We start from the raw sequence: 20,108 nt of genomic DNA, 5'->3' as shown, positions 1-20,108 counted from the left end.
ATATTGACGATCTCACTGACGCAGAGGACAAGAACAGCCGTGTCCAGGCGTCAGTGTCGCGTCTTGTCAATCTTGTTCGAGATTATAAAACCGAAAAAAGTGTTGACGGCTCGCCGAATCCTGTCGCAGAAGCCTTGAATGTAGGGCGGCAGCTCTTGGAATACGAAACTAACGTAATATCCCTATATGTCGTCTATGAATTTTGTGAGGAGAAACCGTTTTTCAAATCATTGGCTTCGAGTTCAGTGAGTTCAACAGACCCTTCAGGAATTTCGTACTTCCTGAGGACTGCGCGAGCCGCATCGGATCTGTTAACCGTATCATCGACTGCGTACGTCGTCCATGTGCAGGCTTCGGGAGTAAACTCGGCAACAGAGTACCCGTTGTATTTCGCGTTGAAAAACTCAACCCACGGATTCTCTTCAAGAACCGTCTCGACCATCTCTTCGTTTGTCAACGCCTTCGAATCGGACTCCTTCGTTATCTCTTCACCCGGACCCCAAAAGTCGGAGGTTCCTGAATCGCTCGAAATTCCCGGAGTGAGAAGTTCAACACCGACCATTTCTTCTTCCGGTGGAACTGGTGTCCGACTTTCGGTTCGTTCCCAATCGTTCATTAAATACGACACCATATAGGTGTGCATATCACCAGTAAAGGCGACAAAGTTATTGACATCGAAGTGGGTGAGTTGCCCCATGATTTCATTTCGCTCATGCTGGTAGCCATCCCAGGCATCGTAGTTCTTCGAAATCTGCATGTTATCGCTAAATGAGAGCCATAACGGTGAGATAGCGAGTTCGTTCGTCCACGCTTTCCAGGTCGCGTTGGTCTCTTTGAGCGTCTCAAGCAGCCATTCGCGCTGTTCGAAACCAAGCCGTGTCCGGTTAGCATCATCGGCTTCGGGCGCATTTGGTGGGATTCCCCACTGTCGTTGTCCAGCTGCGTCGCCACCTGGTGGAAGCGAACTGAACAGCCGTTCGTCGGTGACCGGCATTTCCAACAGATCGCCAAACTGGATACTGCGCCACATCTTGAACTGTTCAAGCAGTGACTCCGCATCGGGATTATACGTAACTCGTGCAGGATTGTACTCCCACCACGCTTGAATCCCGTCTGCGAACAGTTTCGTGATCGCCTTGGGGTCGTCGTTGAGTGGGTGATCCTTCGACCATGGCCGGTCGTTTTCATAGTCCCAATATCGGTTGTTGACGATCTCGTGATCGTCCCACGTTGGAATGAACGTGTGCTGTTCAAGCGCATCTTGGAAGAATTTGTCACCGCGATAGGTTTGCCAGAGATGGCGGAAATCCTCTAGCGTCCATGCTAGATCATGGCCACTTGGAAGCGATACTGAACGACCATTGAAATCAGATTTATCTGCATATTCGTAGATTTGATCGCCGAGATGAACGATATAGTCGAGATCTTCCTGAGCGATGTAGCTGTAGGCGGGATAGTACCCCTGTTGGTATGACTGGCACGTGACAACCGCCAGTCGAATCGACTCGGGGTTCGCATCTTCTTTGGGCAGTGTACGAGCCCGTCCGATCTGACTCGTCACGCCGGCATGATGAAACCGATAGAAGAGATGGCTGTCAGCTGGGAGTTTCCCATCGAGATCCATTTTGATGATGTTGTTATGCTCGGGGGAAACTTTCTCTGCCGCAACTTTCCCCTCATATACAGGTTCCGAAAATGAATCGTCAGTCGCTACTTGAACGTGGACAGGTGCCGAAGACTGACAGTTTCTCGAGGATAGTTGTGTCCAAAGAATAACTCCCGAAGGTGTTGGACCACCACTCACGACTGAGAGTGGGAACATCGATTCACTCTTCTTACCGCTCTTCCAGTTGACTGTCTCGCCATCGGTCGATTGCGGTGTGATTCCCGTTACAATTTCGGGATCGAGTGCCGCAAACGAGACCCCGCCAATAGCAGCTGCTCCGAGTGATTTTAGTGCAGTTCGTCGCTTAATGCCATCCTTCTCCTGATCGGTGTTGTTCGACATCAGCAAGCAGACGATCCTATTCTTATTTATTCTCTCTTTATAATAGATTATCCTTGTATATCATTATCATATAGAGATAATGGAATTGACTTCAAAACTGCTTACTTTTTCAGTTTGCTTACTAATCAAGTCTCCGAATCAACTACCTAATGTCATCAGAGTCCGCCGAACAACATTTATAATTCAGATACGAGATTTTCAATAGTAGTTCTAAGGAAAGAACGTTACCGGGGTGCGAATCGATCGAGGAATGTCTCTAAGTTACGAAATGCATTGAGTCGCTCTGCAAGTGGCTCGTGGCTCCACTCCCACCATTCGGTCTGCAAAAGTCATCAAGCGGTCTCATCGTCAAAACGGGAATTAATGGGCTCAGCAGGAACATCCGCTACGATGGTGTACGTGACGACATCACGTGTGACAACCGCACCGGTTACAACGACAGCGTCGGTGCCGATGTTCACACCGGAAAGAACCGTCGCGCCATGACCAATCCAGACATCGTGACTGGCGATGACTGGGGTATCAGCACGCCATTCGAAGAGAGAGTCGTCGTCTCCCATCCCGTACATCTCTGCCCTGTATGTAAAATGGTGAGCCGTTGGGCGATCGATCGGATGGTTCGTCGGTCCAGTCGAACGTCCGAGGTAACGTTGCCAAACGTTCCAATCTCGGTATAATCTAGCTTTACACGCTCCATTAGATAGGTATAGTCACCGAGAGTGGAATTGCTCACGCGTGATCCCGCACGAATCTCCATCCAGTGCCCAAGCGTGCTGTCCCATAATGGAAACGGGATCACGGAGCGTTGGCTCCTCGGTGAGTCTTGTCATGCGAGGGCTGCCGAAGGATTCGACGTAGTAGCTGTCCTCTGATTTTGTCCCGACATGCTGGCTCATCGAACGAGTGCCTCCCTCATCTTGTCGGGAGATCATCGCAATATCTCGAGGAAATCTTCTGTTTCTTCACCTTCGTGGAGGCGCGAACGAATCCGCTGGCTGGTCATCTCGATGGTTAGATGAGAACTACCAACATGGGGATGGCTGCCATCATGTTCGTATACTGGAATGGCTGCCGCTGCATGTTCATCACGAACCCGAGTCCACCTGCGCCGATGAAGCCGAGCGTGATCGCCATCACGCCGCGAAAATCGGTACGGTTGCTATCGAACTCGAAGCAATACCTGAAGACGTTGCAGATTCGATGAAACGACTTCACAGGGATGTACGGACCATCATCAACGCTGCGGTGGAGGCCCTCCTCGCGGATAACCGTGAAGATGTAACTCAACTCGCTAACGAGGCCCGCCAATCGGTTTCCAAGATAGACGAACACACTTGTGTTATCGGTAGTCTCCTTCGCGGCCTTGACCCGCATCACGCCCAACAACTTCGACTTAGTGTCGATTCACTTTCGAGATGTACTGATTTCGGTGGAAACATCGCCGAGGCAGCGCTGCAAAAAGCCTCCCCTCGACCCTGAGACACCCCTTGGCGATATTCACACCCTGGGGTATCGATCGGTACACCGTTACCGAGTGATCGATGATTTTTAGCTCATCGTATAATTCCCGCTCCAAAAATGGACTTAGTGGCTTCTCGGAACTACCACGTGTGGATACTATGGTAGTGAACTACCCCGTCCCTACTAGCTCGCTTGCGCTCGCTCCTTGAGGGCGGGGCTTCCTACTTCGACGACGCGCTGTGCAGGAACCTAATTGGTTTCCGTCGGGATCGTAGTCTCCATAGGCGCTTCTTCGGTGTGTACCACTCCTACATCGGAGCGCTACTCGGTTACTTTGCCCCCTGCGTTGCTCATTGAAGAAGGGGGATCACCGTCTGTAATTTCATCTAAACGATAGTTTCCTGTAATAGTATTTTTTGTCTTTTAATGAAACGTTGAAAAATGTCTCTGTCTACTACTATATATAGATATTTCATTAATTATATTGTTGAGTCCTTATTGGATGTTTCTATGGATCCCAATAATATGAACCTCCGTCATGAATTCAACCGAAGAGGTTTTTTCCGTAATATCGCTGGAACGGCCGTTGCAGGTGGACTCTCCAGCCTTCTTGCAAGCCGGACAATCGCACAACCGACGACTCCAAAACCTGATCGCTCCAGACGGGCTTTTTCGTACGAACCAACCGCAGACCCTGATGCAACGTTTCCTCAGTCGATCATGAGCGGAGGACCTACCGACTCAGGTGCCATTATTTGGACTCGGATCGCTGAAACGGCATACCGAGAACAGCAACCTGTCGGTGTTCAGGTCGACCAGCGCCCGATCTTCGACGATCCGGTTTTAGAAGGAACGATAGAACCCACGGCGGTTTCAGCGAATCAGGATTTTACTGTTAAAGTCGATTTGGACGGTGAACTCGCTGCAGATAGTTTCTATTACTACCGATTTTTGTACGATGGAACAGCTAGTCGAATAGGCCGTCTGCGGACGTTGCCGACCGCCGAACAACACGTCGAGGACCTCTCGTTTGCGGTTGTTACTTGTCAAGATTATCAAAACGGCTACTATGGCGCGTTTGAGCACATTGCAGACGAATCCGTCGACTACATCGTGCACCTCGGCGATTTTATCTACGAATCATCCGACGGTGCTTACGTATCTCCCACCGAGGGTATCAAAGAGGGACGTGATTTCGATCTCCCGAGCGGCGCCAGTCTCGCCGAATCCTTGGATGACTTTCGTTTCCTCTACAAGACGTACAAATCCGATTCCCACCTCCAATCGGCCCTCGAACAGCATACCCTCATTGCTGGCTGGGACGATCACGAAATCGGAAACAATCGATATTGGGATTATGCGACCGATGCTCCGGTCGTTCCCAACAAGGAAAACGGCGCGGAACCATCGACTGCGATCGAAATCACAGCGAATGGAATTCAAGCGTGGATCGAGCACATACCAATGCGCGTCGAGTACGATCCATCAAAGGACGACCTTCACGAACAGCTCAGGCTTTGGCGGCGGTTCGAGTTTGGTGACCTCGTGGATCTCATCCTTACTGATGAGCGTCTCTTTCGTGATGGCCCCCCGTGCCAAAACCGAACCGTCACTTGCACCAACGAAGACCTCTCGGATCGGACGATGCTGGGTACCAAACAGAAAGCGTGGTTTACCGAGGTTCTCTCTGGGTCATCAGCACGGTGGACGACATGGGCGAACGAAGTACTCACGATGCCGGTAACCGCAGGAGAAACATGGTATCAGGTCGAGTTTCTTCATGATTCATGGGATGGGTTCCAAGCTGAACGTGCCGAACTAATGGAAACCGTCGATGATACCTCCCTCCAGAATTTCATCACCCTCACTGGTGATCTTCACTGTTCGATGGCTGGCTATCAACGTGCGGGCTACGGTGACGTTTCTTGGAATAGGGATACCGTTGGTATCGAGTTTATGACCCCATCGATTACAAGTGTGAATGCTGCTGATGTGGTAGACTTTCCAGATGACTGGGATCGAAAAGCATTGGCAAAAATCGCGAAAGAGGAAAACGACCATCTTGAGTATGTTAATTGGCACAAACACGGGTATTCGGTCATCGAATTTTCGAGAGAAGACTGTCTGTTTACAATTTATGCAGTCGACAAAGAGGAAAACTCGACTAATGCGGAGAAACAAAAATTGGCGCGATACCGAGTTCCTGACGGCAAATTTTCGCTCGAATCGAAGTTATAATCTTTAATTTTATGGCAGAAATTCGAGGCTAAAGCCTTGTCTTTTAGGACAGGAATACAGTTGACAACCTACACTATCCATAGCAAAATAGAGGCTAACAGCATATAGTGAGGTAAGCACGTCTGGCGAAAATTAGAGTTAGCTTGGGTCTTCATCACCAAAAAAGCAACCCTGCATCAGACAGCTAATCAATAGTTAGGAGACCTGACCAATGTAGTTGATAGTTTGTGAATCAGCACTAATAAGATGTTATTTTGCCTTATTTTTCTTGCAAAAATTCGACTACATTCAACTATTGAGATTTCATAGCAGTCTTCAAGATGGGGAAGTCAAGTGAGTATTAGGAGGTAGCGTCGCTACTGCTAGCATGGTAAATCCCACGACGCTTCCTCCTAACTTCACCCCTTTGTCTCCTCTTAAGCGACCGTATAACAGAGATCAACGACAGCGACATCCAATAGGGTTGGAGAATATCTGTATGATCCGTAACCTCCTGAAGATCAATAAGTGAGTTGGAGCCGTCCGTTAGAATGGATCCAAGCGGAAACCCAACTGTGGCGAGGAGGCCTCGACGATGAAATGTATGTATCAATCTAGTATTTAATAGCTTTAGTAGTAGACAGTCAGCAGCCAAGAAACTGTGTTTCAAACGATCCCCACAACTACCCACCCTACCCGTGACCAACAACCTATCCATCACCTCCTTCTCATTATTCATATAATCTCCTACTCGTATATAGTCCCCACAGCGGTGTACCTTAAAGTGACACCTATGCGTACATAACAGGGAAACAATCGTTATCGACGATAGTACATCGTACAGTGGTCCGACAGTCCCAGACTGGAAAGAAATGGACCAACGCCCTCCGATTGAACCGTCTGACCGGTCGGAAATCAAGTTGGTATGTACTGTTCTGCGAATGTATATACTTACGCGAACGAGCAAGATAACGTCCGTCACTAGGCGCACGGAAATCGTACGCCAGAAACGGATTTATATAGACGTCAGAGTACGATTGAATGCTGGGTACCTCTCATAGTAAGATACCCCTTGGCAGCGGAGAGATCAGGAACTGCGACCGGGATAGAGAAGCCACTGGAGAAACGAAGGATTCACTCAACTATGACTTCAACGTGGGTAGAAAACAGCAAGGCGCGGCGTACCAGCGCGAAATTGAACCCGGTAACCGTCCCATCCAAACGACTCGATACGTGGTTCGAACTCCTCGCCGATTGTCGCTTCCGACGCTTGATTACCATCCTCGAGCGACAACTGGACGGTGTTACGAAGACGCGAGAGCTCTTTGAACACTTTTACCGTCGATCGATCGGTTCTGATACGGAGGTCACCGACGACGCGAGGATCCGTCTGCGGATCGACTTCCACCATCGGTTGCTCTCGAAACTGGCGTCGGCCGGAGTCATCGCCTATGCAGACAGGATGGACGGCGTTCGGTACGCACCGCCAGAGGAGTTCGAGGCGTTGTTCGCCTACGCGTCTGCGGACCGTTTCCCGGCAGAAGTGGACCGATCGACGGCTGCCGAGGCAGAACGTACGCAAGACGAGGTTGTCCTTGTATGCCTCGCGAACCACCGGCGGCGAATCGTTTTGACTCGACTGCGAATGCACGAGAGTATCTCGCTCGCCGATCTGGCGGACGAGGTCGCCGAGTGCGAACAGGGTCGGCCGCTCTGTGATATCGACGAGGAACAGGTGCTCAAGGTGTATCTGTCCCTGTATCACGACCACCTCCCGCGTCTGATGGACGCCGGTCTGATCGACTACGATCAGCAGGCGGACTGGGTCTCACTCTCCAATCAATCCACCGCCTTGGATCGCTACCGGCCGTTCCTGCCGAACGATTGACTGCTCCTTTTGAACTGCAACTCCCTCTGCTTGAAGTGAGCGAGTGCGATAGAACGACTACTGGTGAATATACACCACGAACCGCGCACAGATCGATTCGGGGGTCCCGGGGGTGTTCCACTTCCGCTTATTCTTCAAAGGAGAAGTAACCCAGACACCACCACTTCCAGTGTAAAATCCCATCTAAAGGTCTGTATCAGGCAAATACAACAGTATTTGAATCAATATACTCTATAACGCTATATCAAACTAGTAACGTGTGGGAGTTGAGACTACAACGGGTTTAGCAGAGCTATGATGCGTGTTTCGGTCGGATCAGTGATCAAGAACTGCTTCAAATCGGCACTCAAGCACGCATTCTTGTAGCGTTACCAACTATTTCGGAGATTCCTCGAGACTACTCCTAGTGTTGCCACTCGGAAAAGAAGCATTAGGTCGGACTGAGTGGCACTCTACCCGATTCCGGTCATCTTCATTAACAGCGTGAATGTGTTGTCTGCTGTAATTAGCGGCGAGTGTTCATACTCACCAGTCAACTCGACCTGCACGAGCAAATCGAGTAGAGCAGACACGCGAAGTAGAAGAATCGTAGTATGAAGTCCTTCGACGTCGTCGCGGCCATGAATCGCTTGATCGATTTTTAACCGCTCTCGATCTCCCACCGATAGCCATACTCACTGAGGAAGCTACCACCCCAGTTGGACATGAACACCGGTACTGCCGGTGATCGTCATGCTAAAAGTTCTCTTTCCGTCGGTAGATCAGCCTCGTCTCGTGCCATTCTTTCTTCCCGAGATGGAGCTTCCGATCAGTCTCGTACCGGTCTTGGTCCCGCCCGTTTGGTACACCAGATACTATCACGAGTGCAGAATCAATGTGTCTCGGCGACGATCACGATCTTTTAATCCTCGTTCCACCCAGTCGGGACTGGTTCCTAACGATGAGAGAAGCGGAAGTTCATCCCGTTGAAGCTATTCTCACAACCGACCAGAACACCCAGTATGCGTTTCCTCATCTTCTATATCATATCTCAACGATTATTTCCTAAAAGCGTCTGCTATCGCAATAGCACTGAGAATAGGAATGGATCTCCGGAATCCAAATTCCTTTTCGGATCGTAATGGAACAAAAACCAGTGACACATGAAACTCGGCAGCTCTATGCACTCTATTTCACCCGCTTTGCAAGCAGTTTTGGCCTTATTACTCTTCTCACCCTTCTTCCGAAATACATCAATTTATTCGATCCCTCGGGCGTTGTGATCGGATTATTCACAACTGGACTCACGCTGGCTCAGGCGATAGCTGTCATTCCAATCGCGTGGGCTGGCGATCGATACGATAAACGTGCCGTCCTCCTCGGCAGTCTTGGAATTGGGATTCTCGCTTATGGGGCGTTCGCGTTTGTTTCTTCGAGCGTCGGGTTCATCCTGACTCGAGGGTTCCAAGGAATCGCTGCCACAGGCATGGGCTTGCTTGGCCTTGCGTTGGTCGGTGAACTTGCTCCTCGGGAGCGCCGTGCAAACATTATCGGTGTTTCGAATTCATGGCGATTTGCAGCAGCGATTCTTGGTACTCTTAGTGCCGGTATTTTGTACGAAGTATTTGGATTTACTGCCGTGTTTGGACTCCTCGTCATCATCATCTCCATCGCCTTTGTGAGTGTTTGGCTCTTTGTTGAACCAGACACAACTCGTGTGGAAGGGTTTGCCTTTTCCGATCTAGCCGTCAATCGTCGCATCCTCACTATTACGAGTTTTCGTGCGCAGTATGCAATTGCTGTCACACTTATCCGAACCTGGATCCCAATCTATGCCGGTGTCTCCGCTCTGAAGGGAGGTCTCGCATATAGTACCGTGGCGGTTAGTGTGGTCATCGTGGCTGAGAAGTTTACGAATATGATTAGCCAACCATATCTTGGGCAGCTCTCCGACCGCTTCGGTCGATCACTTTTTATTTTCATCGGAGGGGGACTCTACGGCATTATCGCGCTGCTTGTTCCATTCTCACCAATTATCGGAGCTGCATTGCCAGTCCCTGCTACTATTCCACTCCTTGGCAAATTATCGACTGCATTCATTCCATTAGTTGCATTGAACGGGCTCCTTGGCATTGCAGATAGCTTCCGTGAACCCGCAAGTATGGCACTCTTTGCAGATGAAGGGGCGGATAGTGGAGGTGTTGCAAGTAGCTTTGGTGTCCGCTCAATCGTCTGGCGTCCTGGGAGTATTATAGCGCCACTTATCGGTGGGTTCCTCATGACAAATCTAGGAATGGAGTGGGTCTTCTATGCTGGTGCAGTCGCGTCCTTGACTGGAATTGGGCTGTTTGTTGGGATTCTTAGCTACACGTATGGTCGGGGTGCACTCACACAGTGGTGATAGAAGTTACATCGGTTAAATTGCGAGCTTTTGGTATAGCGATGGTCCTTTCTCGACAATTTTGCCGCTGTCTTTTTGTAGTATTCTACCCTCTGGGTGTTTGTATGGTTGATTTGATTGTCAAATCCGCAGTGAAAGAACAGCTCGAAGGACAAAATGTTGCGAGTGACTTCTACGATGCACTCGATGAGGAAGTTGCAACGGTTCTCGACAACGCTGCCCGGCGAGCCGAAGAAAACGATCGCAAGACCGTTCAAGCGCGCGATTTGTAGCGGTTCGTTCTAACACGAGAGGTAAAGAGCATGGATGAAACACTTCGGCTTACACAGAGTGATGCCCCTCACAGAAATCCATGTTTCAGTGACTGTCTGGCTGCTGTGTGAATTCGTCGATTGTACCAGAATCAATATTTGCGTACCCTCGGTAGCGATGCTCGGACTATGTCACAAGACACGTCTCCTCTGACAGAGCAGCGTGTCCTCGATGGCCTCAGCCGTCGTCGGTTCCTCGAAGGAACGGTCGGCATTGGAGCTGGTGTAGCCGCTATCCCTGCACTCAGTGGCGTGGCAGCCGCGCATTTCCCGGTCGAGTTGGATATCGACGTACAACCCGGAAATGAAGACAACTTCATCGACCTCGACGAACACGACCACGTTTCGGTCGCGGTCCACCCCTCGGAGTTCCTGAATTCCGACGGCGAACGCGAGACTTTTGATCCGACCAAGAGGGATGCGAGGTATCGCCTTGGCTCTCGAAGCGCACTCGACGACGGGAAGGGTGCTCGACCGACCGGCGACGGGGAGGTCACGACAACGACCACAGGGCACGGTGACCAAACGCAAACGACCGAAGTCCTCACGCTATCATTCCCAGTTGGAAAGACAGGGCTCGACAATGGGGACGACACCGTTTGGCTCTACTGGGAACGTGACGAATCCGGTGAACACGGCTACTCCGGCGTCGATACCGTCTCGGTATACGGTGGTGGACCATCGTCAAAAGAGCTCCAGATGCTTCTTCGGCGGCTATTGAGCATTTTGGGCGGTCACTGAGCGCATCGCCCGACTGAGCGGGTTCCCTGCTACATTCGCGGCACATGTCTAACAGCTGACTCACGAACAACACATCTGAAACAAACGCTCTGCCGGTGACCGGAAACCGGAACTCTCCCCCACAACCACACCTCTACTCTTCACCCAGCCATGATTGACCGGCAGAGTGATTGAGCGTCGATTGACTGCTTTTGGAGAGTCTATTTGTGAAAACATGGCCGGTGTTGATTCCAACCGCACACTCCCATGCATTGAGCGCGCCGCTCTCAACTTGTACAGCTCTCAAGAATGTTCGAATTTGGGCCCTCGATCTTCGAGAAACGCCGCTATCGCTTCCTGTTGATCGGGACTTCCGAAGGCCCGACCGATGTCGGCAATGCTACTATACATTCCCGACTCAAGGCCATTCGATCGAAGTCGCTTCATCACGCGCTTTTGAAGCGCCATCACACGGGGGCTCTTTGCTGCAAGCTCCTCGACAAGGTCATCCATCGTCTCGGCGTATTCATCAGCCGTAACGGAATCACTCACGAGCCCGAGTTCCAGCGCGCGAGTACCGTCGATCGGATCACCTTTATAAATCAGTTCGTTTGCAACCCCCTCACCGACAAGCCGAACAAGTAACCCGCCGTGGATAACTGTAGGGAGACCAACGTTTACCTCCGGAAGACCCAGTGTTGCGTTCTCAGTCGCGACGCGGAATTCACAAGCCATCGCAAGTTCGAAGCCGACGCCAAGGGCGTAATTCCCGCATCCACAGATAGTAACCGCCTCAAGCTCTCGAATCGCCTGAATCATGTTATAGAACGCGTATAGTAGATCCTGCCCCTCGTGTGGAGTGAGGTCTTGTGCCCAATCGAGGTTCAATCCAGCAGTTAGACCCCGCACGCCGTCGTCCGGTTGTCGAGCCGTTATTGTGAGTACGGATATCTCAGCCAGTGTCGATTCGATTGTTTCCCGGATCTCATCGGCGAGCTCCAACGAGAGGAGATTCAATTCGTTAGCATCGATGCGAAGGTGAGCAACGTGCGGCCGGTCGGATTCCTGTGTGAGTGTTACACTCATCACTGGCTAGTTCAGAAACCGCGACTTATATAATACTACAACCGATTTAGAGGTTCCAGAATAGTAGTTTCTCGGAGCTATTCGGAACTGCGAACCATGGTTGAACCAGACGGCCGCAACGTGCCGAACCTCTTCCTCAAATGCACCAATCGAACTCCGACCATAGAGAGGCATTGAGTCGTAGGCAGGCCACTCATAGTACGGTAATCGTGACATTCGTTGGAAGACAACATGTGTCGTTGTCACACCGAGAAACGAGACAGCCCTGTTCTCAAGAACTCGTCCACCCGTTCGATACAGAGCACATAATCATCAGCTCCTTTAGACGCTGAATACGTGGCGTTCTAAGAGTTCGTACCATATTCAAGCCATCCACTTCACCACTACTTTTACTATGGCGAAATTCTCAGTAGAGATGTAGATTCCTATGACTCAGCCAATTGAGGGTAAAACAAGAACGTTCGAGCGAACGTTCTCAGTTGAGGATGTGCAGCAGTTCGCAGAACTCTCCGGAGACAGCCAATCCCGACATACAGAACCAGATGAGGATGGTCGAGTAATGGTCCAGGGGTTGTTAACTGCAACCATGCCCACGAAAATGGGCAGTGATAACCAAGTATTAGCCCGGACGATGGAATTCAGATTCCATCAGCCCGTCTATACCGGTGAACCGATTACCTGTCGATCAACGTACGATACAGTCGTGGAACGAGATGATCGCTACGAATTCACGTCGAATATTGTTTGTGAGAACGCAGATGGTGAGACTGTATTGACCGCAGCGGTTGAAGGAATTGTCTGGAAAGACAATTAACGGGTCACACGGTGCCAAGTGAAAACAGGCCTGGGCAGAAACCTGCGATAGCAGGTCATATATCTATTCACGCCGTCCACCTATTCCAAGGATGACCGATAGGAAAATCGCAGTGGTAACTGCTGCAGGAAGCGGTATTGGTGAGGCTTGTGCACGGAAACTGAACGAAGATAAGTACACGCCGGTTCTATTGTCAAGATCGGGAAGCGCCATCGAGGTTGCGAACGAACTCGGTGGGGATGGGTTTGAAGGCTCTGTGACGGATTCGGATGACTTAGCGGCTCTTGTTGAAACGACCTACGAGCGGTACGGCCGTATCGACGCGGTGGTAAACAATACAGGCCACCCTACGTCTGGAGACCTTCTCGAAATCTCTGACGAGGAGTGGCACGACGGGTTAAGCTAGGCATTGAGAGAGCCAGTCTCAACTGACGATGGGCCGACAGAGGGATTGAGCTACGTATATTGTCGAGTGGACTGGGGACTATACCTCGAACTCCTCGAAGCGCCCGAGAGAATGCCGTATGCTGACGACACCGACGAGCGACTATACGGTCCCGCACCTTCGTGGACCCACAGGCCCGATCACTCAGACTGATTTGGAACTCACGGAGATGATGGCCACGGTCTGTAGAGTCCATATAGCAGTATTCCGTGTATACCTCACCGTTCTCGACCATCCCCAGAGCACGATCGCTGAAATTGCCGAAATTCTCGACCGCGATCAGAGTACCCTCGGGAAACAACTGAAACCGCTGTATGAACAGGAGTTGGTTACTCGGTACCCGCGCACTGTCTCCAACGGTGACGTCAAGTATCTTCATGTCGCTCAACCACTCGAAGAAACTTCGGAGTGGCTTCAACGCGAGCTGGACACATAGGTGGATGCGGCTATGAACCAGCTATCGCATCTTTGTTCGTAATTGATCACTTAGGTGTGGGAAGGTTGCCAAGATTATTTCTCGTCTGTAGCAGCTACCCAAATCCGTTCGGATTTAGGGTGAACGACTTAGAGAAGTTTTGTAGAATCTATTAGACTTGTCTTGCGTCTGTCTGACGTAAGTTCATATGCATATGCGAATACGTATTCAGATGCATATATGGCAGAGACAATGCGTGCTTGTGCCTTCTTGGATAAAGGAGGCGTAGGCAAGACGACCGCAATCGCTCACCTTGGCGTTGCACTAGCCGAGAAAGGACATGATGTCCTCCTCATCGATTTGGCCGGGAAGCAAGGTGACCTCGCGAAGCAATTTGGACTCTGGGGAGAGATTAAAGCCGAAGAAGACGATTGGCCAAATATCTCAACAGTGTTCGCCGACGAGTGGGAACTCATCTCGAAAAAGCTCGATAATGCTGTCGAAGATCTCGTCTGGGAAACTGGCGAAGGCCCGGATCTCATTCCCGCACATGAAGGCCTCGACACGCTAGACAGTGAACTCAACAATATTGAGGACACAGAAGACCGGTATTCACGGTTGAACAAGTTTCTGGATGAATTTGTCGATGACAAATATGATGTGGTCCTCATCGATCTCCCGGGGCTTACGAACAACGTAACATATAACGGAATTTGGGCGACTCAACATGTTATCGCCCCTGCACGCCCAGGACCATTCGAATCCGAGCAAGCGAGTGCGCTTCAAGCAGACCTCAAGAACTTTGAGGAGACGTTTGATATCGATGTGGAATTGACGCTGGTACTTCCGAATGAGGTCGACACACGGACGAACCTCGGGCAGAAGTATCTCGATGCATTCGCGAGTGAGTATCCAGAGGCGATCGGGGAACATGTACCGAGCTCACAGGATATTCAGAACGCACAAGAAGACGGTAGTACGGTCTTTGCTCTCGAAGAGTTGTCGAGAACGGCCGAACGTGCACGCGATGCATACGTACAAAACGCACAAACGCTTGCCACACGCCTCAATGGAGGCACTCATGAGTGACTCTGAACCCAGTTTAGACGAACTGCGCGCGAACACAGAAAAAAGCAATCGGATAGAAACAGAGCGCGAAAAGAAAGAAGAGAACACACTAACAAACGCGATTATAAACTCGTTTGAGGAAATTGGCGAAGGACGATCGAAGACGCTTTCGCTCCGTGACGAAAACATCGCCGCGCTCGTTTACGGGTTGGAGACTCATTCCGATGATCTCCAAGCCGTCGGGAAGACGCTTCGGAATGAATTGGATCGGGACGACAGTGGAACAATAGATCGGAGTGAACTATTACGACTTGCAATTCGTGTCGGATTGCAGCAGGCAGCACCAGACGTCATTGAAGCTGCCGGAGACGCAAAGGCACAGTACGCAAGCGACCAATTCTGACCATATACGAATCCGTATACGTATTCATATGTGCATCCGCAGACGAATATAGATATTATTTGTCGAATTAAATTTAGATAGATAATCCTATACTACTATTAGAATAGATAGATGAAAACAAGTGCTGAAACTAGGTGAATAGAACCACCAGAACATGAATCATATACGTATTCATATACGAATACGATTACGAGTAGAGACTTGAGCAAGCGCGGGGATCCACTATACCCATGGCGCTAACACCAGTTGAAAGATGCAAAAATAATAAATCGTCAACCAAATTTCACAGAGTTCGACGGTGGGTATATGAGTCTTCAGTAGATCCCTATCATTTACATTTCTCAGTATGCAAATGAGACGGCAACTGAACACCAGTACTTCGACTGAGCGAAGCCAAAAACCCGTATACGAATACGTATATGTATTTGGATTCGAATACAGATATGAAAACATAGATAGTGATTGTTCCAATTATCGTGGTTCGCCTCTTAAGCGAATATTGAAGAGTACATATAGATGATCAGAACCGCCTTCCACGGCCTAAACCAATAGGAGTGTGGATCTCTAGCTCATCGAATTAATACAATTCACTCACCGCCGTCAGACACCACTATTACAAGTGAAGATCGGACCTACGCGACGTTGTTTTCCTTTGCAAGCGTTTCTAACTTCGTCAACGTGTCTTCTAAAGACAGCACATCAGAGAGCGCAGATAGCGCACTGGAGAACGGAACATCGAGTGCATAACTGTAGTAGTTTCCACGGGAACCACTCCGATTCTCCTCAGCAGTCAATATACCCAGCATTCTAAGATCAGATAGGTGGTTATGTACGGAACGCTGAGCGAGCGGATCGACGCCTGCGAACTGACAAAGGTTAGTATACTCCTCATAGATACGTCGGGTACGACATGGTGTATCATCTTTTGCAGCCATGGAAACGACTGCTAGAAGAGCAAAATGGCCATTGACGGTTAGTTCTCGCATCCCTTCTTCAACACGCTCCTGTTCAAGCATTTCTTTTGCTGCCTCGACGTGCGATTCTGTGATGATGTCGTCGTCTCTGTTTTCAGCATGCTCACCTGCAAGTCGAAGGAGATCAAGTGCTTGACGAGCACTACCACTATCCTTCGCAGCAAGAGCAGCACAGAGACGTGGGACACTATCTTCCAGGGATCCTTCTGCTAGCGCAACATCGACACGAGATTCGAGAATATTCTGGAGTTCAGGCGCGTCATACGGCGGAAAATGAAGTTCGCGCTCACAGAGTGTGTCCTGAACACGAGGATCGAGTCGATCTCGAAACTTGAAATCATTGCTCACACCAATTAGACCGACTTTCGTCTCGGTGAGCTTGTCATTTGATCGGGCACGAGGGAGCTCATAGAGAAGCTCGTCACGAGTGCCGATAGAGTCAATTTCGTCAAGGACGATGAGGACAGTTCCCCCAAGCTTGTCGAGTTCTGTGTAGAGCTTTTTAAAGATCGTTTGCTGTGGATATCCTGTTGAACTGATTTCGGCCCCCTCAGGTCGGAGTTCGTTTACCAATTCAATAGCAACTTGATACGATGAGTTGAGCGTTTTACAATTGAGGGAGAGAACATGGAGGTCAATGTCGTCGTACTGGTCAACGTCTTCCCGAAGTCTATCAAGGAGGAAATCGGTGACGGCAGTTTTCCCGACTCCTGTGTTCCCGTATACAAAAATATTGTTCGGCTCCCACCCGTCGACGACGGGTTGTAGAGCGTTCATGTACGCGTCGATCTCCTCATCGCGTTCTTGGATACGCTCGGGTTGATAGGACTCGTTGAGCGCGTCCTTGTTTGTGAAAATATTTTGTTTTCGGGTGAACCGCCGCATTCTGGTTCAATACTTATCTCTCATCCATATAAAACCATGGTTGCAACTGATTCAAGTGAACACTCGCACAGACACACACCACTGTTACAAGTGAAGCTAGAAAGAGAGAGTCTAGTAAGAGAACAACAGTGCACAATTACAACTAAAGCGTTGACATAACGTCTAACACACCACCTGTTCAAGTGAAGACAAACCATACACAACGTGTATTCATGGAATTCACGGGATCTGTTGTGGCTTCTACGAAGTGGTCTTCTTAGCCCAATACGAAGAGTCGTTCACGAGTTCACTTACAGCAGTGGTGTGCGACTGCTTCTTTTGTTAGTTGGTTGTATGATTTTGCCTTCTCGTTCAGATGTATCGGTGGTCTCGATGCATTTCTCCTCTATACCCTCCTTTCCGTGACGAGATTCACTTGCAAGAGTGGTGTCTCTCTGGCTCCAGTACCTTCTCTGAACTGGTCACGCGGTGCTGTTCACATGCAAGAATGGTGTGTTCTGATCATGGTGCTTTGCTTTCGTTCACGTGCAAGGGTGGTGTGGTTTCGCTAGAGAGGAAGCCGAGGTGGTACTCGGTACTGTTGCGTCAAGGAAAAGAGGGCGAGAGAACGGCTTGCTCATTCAACATCGATGGCGACGTCAACTTCGTCGTCAAGATCGTCTTTGGTTTGTGGACCGAGACGAATCTCAACGCCAGCATCCTGGAGAATTTCCTCCATCTCCCAGCGAGTAACACTGGTGCGTTCTGCGGCCTTCCCGAGTGAGATTCACCGAGAACATAGAGCCTGATCGTCGTCGCGAACTCTTCTTTATTTTGCATGGTGTGGCGGTCAATGGGCATGAGATCTATTTGAACTGATGTGGAATCGACTCGTTACTGTATCTCTGTGAGTATTGATCTCCGATAGTCATCGGAAATGTAGACGGAGCGACATCACACAATCGGTTCGACAACAACGTGTTCGTGCTGCAGGTACGGCTTCTTGGCACGTCCATCCGTTTCGAAGCTGATCACGCCATGGCGGGCCAGCGTTTCGAGGTCACGACTAACTTGCCCCTTATCGCGATCGAGTTGTCGTGCGAGATCACGGACTGACACAATCTCGTTCTCGGCGAGGTATGTGATGAGATCGCGTCGTTTTGGAGTGAGGATTTCAGCCGCACTTTCATGACTCAGGACATGGACGCCTTCCATTCCACCGCGAGCAAGCGCTCGTGCCATCTGTTTTCGGCGGTCACGACGTGATTGCTCCGAGGCCGGTGTCGAGAGTGTATCCGATCGTGTGGATTCGGACATGGTGATATTCTTACTGTTGTGTAGTGGCCACAACTACTAATCACTGTTGGTGGTGCTCGCGTGTATACGGATTCACCCTCTCATTTGCGCTACAACCCTCGATTTAATCGAAATGACTAATCCGGTCGGCCATAGATGAGCCAGTATGAGACTGCGACGTCTCCGTTCGCACACATTCCGAGACAGTGTTTCTCTATGACGCAATCCGAATTTGTCTATAGCTATGAGGTTGGCCAGTACCACACGCGAGTCTATCAGATTGGTGTCCGGGCGGATCCGAATTTGAATACCGTCGAGTCGTTTGCAGCAGTTCTCTTCTACGAACGCGCAAATGGCGAGCGCATCGAAATCGCGAAAATCGATAATTCTGAGCACGACAAAGGATCTATCCATATCGATCGATACTACCGAGAAGAGGGTGCAGAAAGGAAGGATTTTGATATCGGTATCTCGACCGTTTATGAGGCAGACGACCATCTCGCGGACAATTGGCGTCGGTATGTTCGACTCTATCTCGAAAACCACGAGTCAGAGTGACTGTTGTAGATAGGAGTATAGTTGCCAGCATATCTCCCTCGGTCAGCGGAAGGTTCTATCCGACCATTGCTATCCGAGGGTTTACTAATCGCGAACGCAGATTCGGTACTACCGATGGTTTCTGATGGCGAATCGCCACTCACGCCCCTTGCCCAAGAGGCACTTGACGCGCTCGCGAAGAGACTCCCGGATGAGGGGGAGCTCACCTACGAGCAAGCATATGCAATTCTCAAGGAAGATGAAGATCTTGAGCGGCCTGCTGCCGAGGATATCGTCGAACGGCTGTACATGAAAGGCCATCTCTACGAAGTGGAGGGAAAGCTCCGACTCACTGATTACGGAGCTGAATAGCAAAGACGACCTCGTCAGTGGGGTAAGTATGGATCATGTGTTGCGTCGATGGAATTGTTTTGCTTGATCAACTAATCAGCCATGTATACAATTATTTTGTCTCTATTTCAAAGGGAAATTCATTCAAACTCTCCTCGTTCGATGTTGGAAGTAGATATTGTTCCCATTCTCGAGTGTTGAGGTCGCCATAGTCTCCAATGTCAGGATGAGGAGCGATATCATCATAGTCCTTTAACCGATCCCTGATGATCGAACGAGCACGCTGGCCTTCCATTGTATCACCGCTAATATCGTCAAGTATTCTACGTGGCTGGATCGTTATTTCGAGTCCGTATGGCGTATACCTACTCCTTCGATCCAAATAGAACGGAGCGCGCCCAACGATGAACATCGGTTCTCCAGAGAAGCAGAATTCCCATTCGGGATCATTCGGGTCCGCAGGAACGTCGCTAGGCCATGGTTCCGGATCCCGCTCGTTCAGGAATTCGAGAACCCTCCAGAATTGATCACGGTATTCCCGTTCACTTTGATCTCCGGTGGTAGGCTTAAAAAATATCACCAGGGTTGTTTGTTCAGCTATCGACTGGTACCGTTGGAGATACTGTCGCAATCCCTCTCTCACTTTAAGAAGCGCATCACGATCGCGAGCATCCCCAGCGAAGAGGTAACGAGCAGAATCGTTACGTTCAGCGTTTACCGCAAAGTGACATGGATAACGAGTATCCCGCATCGTCTTCCTGAACTCAAGATATCTCTTTTTCTTCCACGCGAGCAGCTCTCCCGTTTCTATCGCGTCTTGTAATTCGGCTTGATCAAGCAGTAGCCCTGCCCCACTCATGGTTGTGATAT

General features: G+C 50.0%; 19 protein-coding genes and 2 pseudogenes. 13 read left to right on the top strand and 8 right to left on the bottom strand.

Features of this window, described 5'->3' with window-relative positions; all coding sequences use genetic code 11:
- Positions 1-193: 193 nt before the first annotated feature.
- The 3 genes from LIW51_RS37610 to LIW51_RS37600 all read right to left on the bottom strand — a co-directional run bounded on the left by LIW51_RS37610 (position 194) and on the right by LIW51_RS37600 (position 3,382).
- Positions 194-2,008: an alkaline phosphatase D family protein gene (locus LIW51_RS37610; protein WP_227380962.1), complete on the bottom strand. Its 1,815-nt coding sequence runs from the start codon at positions 2,006-2,008 to the stop codon at positions 194-196.
- Between the two features lie 332 nt (positions 2,009-2,340).
- Positions 2,341-2,568 (bottom strand): LbetaH domain-containing protein, encoded by a 228-nt coding sequence (locus tag LIW51_RS37605; protein WP_303659925.1) that lies wholly within the window; start codon positions 2,566-2,568, stop codon positions 2,341-2,343.
- Between the two features lie 451 nt (positions 2,569-3,019).
- A complete protein-coding gene (locus LIW51_RS37600; protein ID WP_227380961.1) occupies positions 3,020-3,382 on the bottom strand; it encodes a hypothetical protein in 363 nt (120 codons plus the stop codon).
- A gap of 585 nt (positions 3,383-3,967) precedes the next feature.
- On the opposite strand from LIW51_RS37600, the gene LIW51_RS37595 reads away from it, so the two are divergent.
- Both LIW51_RS37595 and LIW51_RS37590 read left to right on the top strand, forming a co-directional pair.
- Entirely contained in the window at positions 3,968-5,707 is a 1,740-nt protein-coding gene (locus LIW51_RS37595) for an alkaline phosphatase D family protein (protein ID WP_227380960.1), read from the top strand.
- A 1,123-nt stretch (positions 5,708-6,830) separates the two neighbouring features.
- A complete protein-coding gene (locus LIW51_RS37590; protein ID WP_227380959.1) occupies positions 6,831-7,574 on the top strand; it encodes a DUF7344 domain-containing protein in 744 nt (247 codons plus the stop codon).
- A 452-nt stretch (positions 7,575-8,026) separates the two neighbouring features.
- On the opposite strand, the pseudogene LIW51_RS37585 reads toward LIW51_RS37590, so the two are convergent.
- Positions 8,027-8,408 (bottom strand): annotated as a pseudogene (locus LIW51_RS37585) (transposase); the annotation flags it as partial.
- Between the two features lie 286 nt (positions 8,409-8,694).
- Between LIW51_RS37585 and LIW51_RS37580 the strand changes: the two are divergent.
- The 3 genes from LIW51_RS37580 to LIW51_RS37570 all read left to right on the top strand — a co-directional run bounded on the left by LIW51_RS37580 (position 8,695) and on the right by LIW51_RS37570 (position 11,006).
- Complete coding sequence (locus LIW51_RS37580) at positions 8,695-9,954, top strand: MFS transporter (RefSeq protein ID WP_227380958.1); 1,260 nt, start codon at positions 8,695-8,697, stop codon at positions 9,952-9,954.
- Between the two features lie 104 nt (positions 9,955-10,058).
- On the top strand, positions 10,059-10,226 hold the full coding sequence (locus LIW51_RS37575; protein WP_227380957.1) for a DUF1931 domain-containing protein: 168 nt from the start codon (positions 10,059-10,061) through the stop codon (positions 10,224-10,226).
- Between the two features lie 168 nt (positions 10,227-10,394).
- Positions 10,395-11,006, top strand: coding sequence for a hypothetical protein (locus LIW51_RS37570; protein WP_227380956.1), 612 nt, complete (start codon positions 10,395-10,397; stop codon positions 11,004-11,006).
- A gap of 282 nt (positions 11,007-11,288) precedes the next feature.
- Here the strand turns inward: LIW51_RS37570 and LIW51_RS37565 are convergent, their stop codons facing one another.
- A complete protein-coding gene (locus LIW51_RS37565; protein WP_227380955.1) occupies positions 11,289-12,071 on the bottom strand; it encodes an enoyl-CoA hydratase/isomerase family protein in 783 nt (260 codons plus the stop codon).
- A 427-nt stretch (positions 12,072-12,498) separates the two neighbouring features.
- Here LIW51_RS37565 and LIW51_RS37560 point away from each other — a divergent pair, with 427 nt between their 5' ends.
- The 5 genes and pseudogenes from LIW51_RS37560 (at position 12,499) to LIW51_RS37540 (ending at position 15,216) form a co-directional block, all read left to right on the top strand.
- Entirely contained in the window at positions 12,499-12,885 is a 387-nt protein-coding gene (locus LIW51_RS37560; protein WP_227380954.1) for an FAS1-like dehydratase domain-containing protein, read from the top strand.
- Between the two features lie 91 nt (positions 12,886-12,976).
- Positions 12,977-13,285: pseudogene (locus LIW51_RS37555) on the top strand (SDR family NAD(P)-dependent oxidoreductase); the annotation flags it as partial.
- A 124-nt stretch (positions 13,286-13,409) separates the two neighbouring features.
- Positions 13,410-13,766, top strand: coding sequence for a MarR family transcriptional regulator (locus LIW51_RS37550; RefSeq protein WP_368411929.1), 357 nt, complete (start codon positions 13,410-13,412; stop codon positions 13,764-13,766).
- A gap of 219 nt (positions 13,767-13,985) precedes the next feature.
- Positions 13,986-14,834 carry a ParA family protein gene (locus LIW51_RS37545; protein ID WP_227380989.1) on the top strand — a complete coding sequence of 283 codons (849 nt, stop codon included), beginning with the start codon at positions 13,986-13,988 and terminating at the stop codon, positions 14,832-14,834.
- Entirely contained in the window at positions 14,827-15,216 is a 390-nt protein-coding gene (locus LIW51_RS37540; RefSeq protein ID WP_227380953.1) for a DUF8115 family protein, read from the top strand. The genes LIW51_RS37545 and LIW51_RS37540 overlap by 8 nt, the downstream gene beginning before the upstream one ends.
- Before the next feature lie 632 nt (positions 15,217-15,848).
- Here the strand turns inward: LIW51_RS37540 and LIW51_RS37535 are convergent.
- On the bottom strand, positions 15,849-17,075 hold the full coding sequence (locus tag LIW51_RS37535; protein WP_227380952.1) for an orc1/cdc6 family replication initiation protein: 1,227 nt from the start codon (positions 17,073-17,075) through the stop codon (positions 15,849-15,851).
- A gap of 580 nt (positions 17,076-17,655) precedes the next feature.
- Here LIW51_RS37535 and LIW51_RS40340 point away from each other — a divergent pair.
- Positions 17,656-17,838 (top strand): hypothetical protein, encoded by a 183-nt coding sequence (locus LIW51_RS40340; RefSeq protein ID WP_227380951.1) that lies wholly within the window; start codon positions 17,656-17,658, stop codon positions 17,836-17,838.
- A gap of 170 nt (positions 17,839-18,008) precedes the next feature.
- Here the strand turns inward: LIW51_RS40340 and LIW51_RS37525 are convergent, their stop codons facing one another.
- Positions 18,009-18,296, bottom strand: coding sequence for an HVO_A0114 family putative DNA-binding protein (locus LIW51_RS37525; RefSeq protein ID WP_227380950.1), 288 nt, complete (start codon positions 18,294-18,296; stop codon positions 18,009-18,011).
- Between the two features lie 270 nt (positions 18,297-18,566).
- Here LIW51_RS37525 and LIW51_RS37520 point away from each other — a divergent pair, with 270 nt between their 5' ends.
- Together LIW51_RS37520 and LIW51_RS37515 are read left to right on the top strand one after the other, a co-directional pair.
- Positions 18,567-18,908 carry a DUF7718 family protein gene (locus LIW51_RS37520; RefSeq protein ID WP_227380949.1) on the top strand — a complete coding sequence of 114 codons (342 nt, stop codon included), beginning with the start codon at positions 18,567-18,569 and terminating at the stop codon, positions 18,906-18,908.
- 114 nt (positions 18,909-19,022) lie between these two features.
- Positions 19,023-19,259 (top strand): hypothetical protein, encoded by a 237-nt coding sequence (locus tag LIW51_RS37515; RefSeq protein ID WP_227380948.1) that lies wholly within the window; start codon positions 19,023-19,025, stop codon positions 19,257-19,259.
- A 91-nt stretch (positions 19,260-19,350) separates the two neighbouring features.
- Here LIW51_RS37515 and LIW51_RS37510 read toward each other — a convergent pair whose 3' ends face one another.
- Positions 19,351-20,097 carry a YqcI/YcgG family protein gene (locus LIW51_RS37510; RefSeq protein WP_227380947.1) on the bottom strand — a complete coding sequence of 249 codons (747 nt, stop codon included), beginning with the start codon at positions 20,095-20,097 and terminating at the stop codon, positions 19,351-19,353.
- Positions 20,098-20,108 lie beyond the last annotated feature (11 nt).

The sequence above is a fragment of the Haladaptatus halobius genome (genome assembly GCF_020618475.1).
Classification (GTDB): Archaea; Halobacteriota; Halobacteria; order Halobacteriales; family Haladaptataceae; genus Haladaptatus; species Haladaptatus halobius.
The sequence above is the reverse complement of the archived record's forward strand: the minus strand, read 5'-3'. Positions and strand labels throughout refer to the sequence as shown.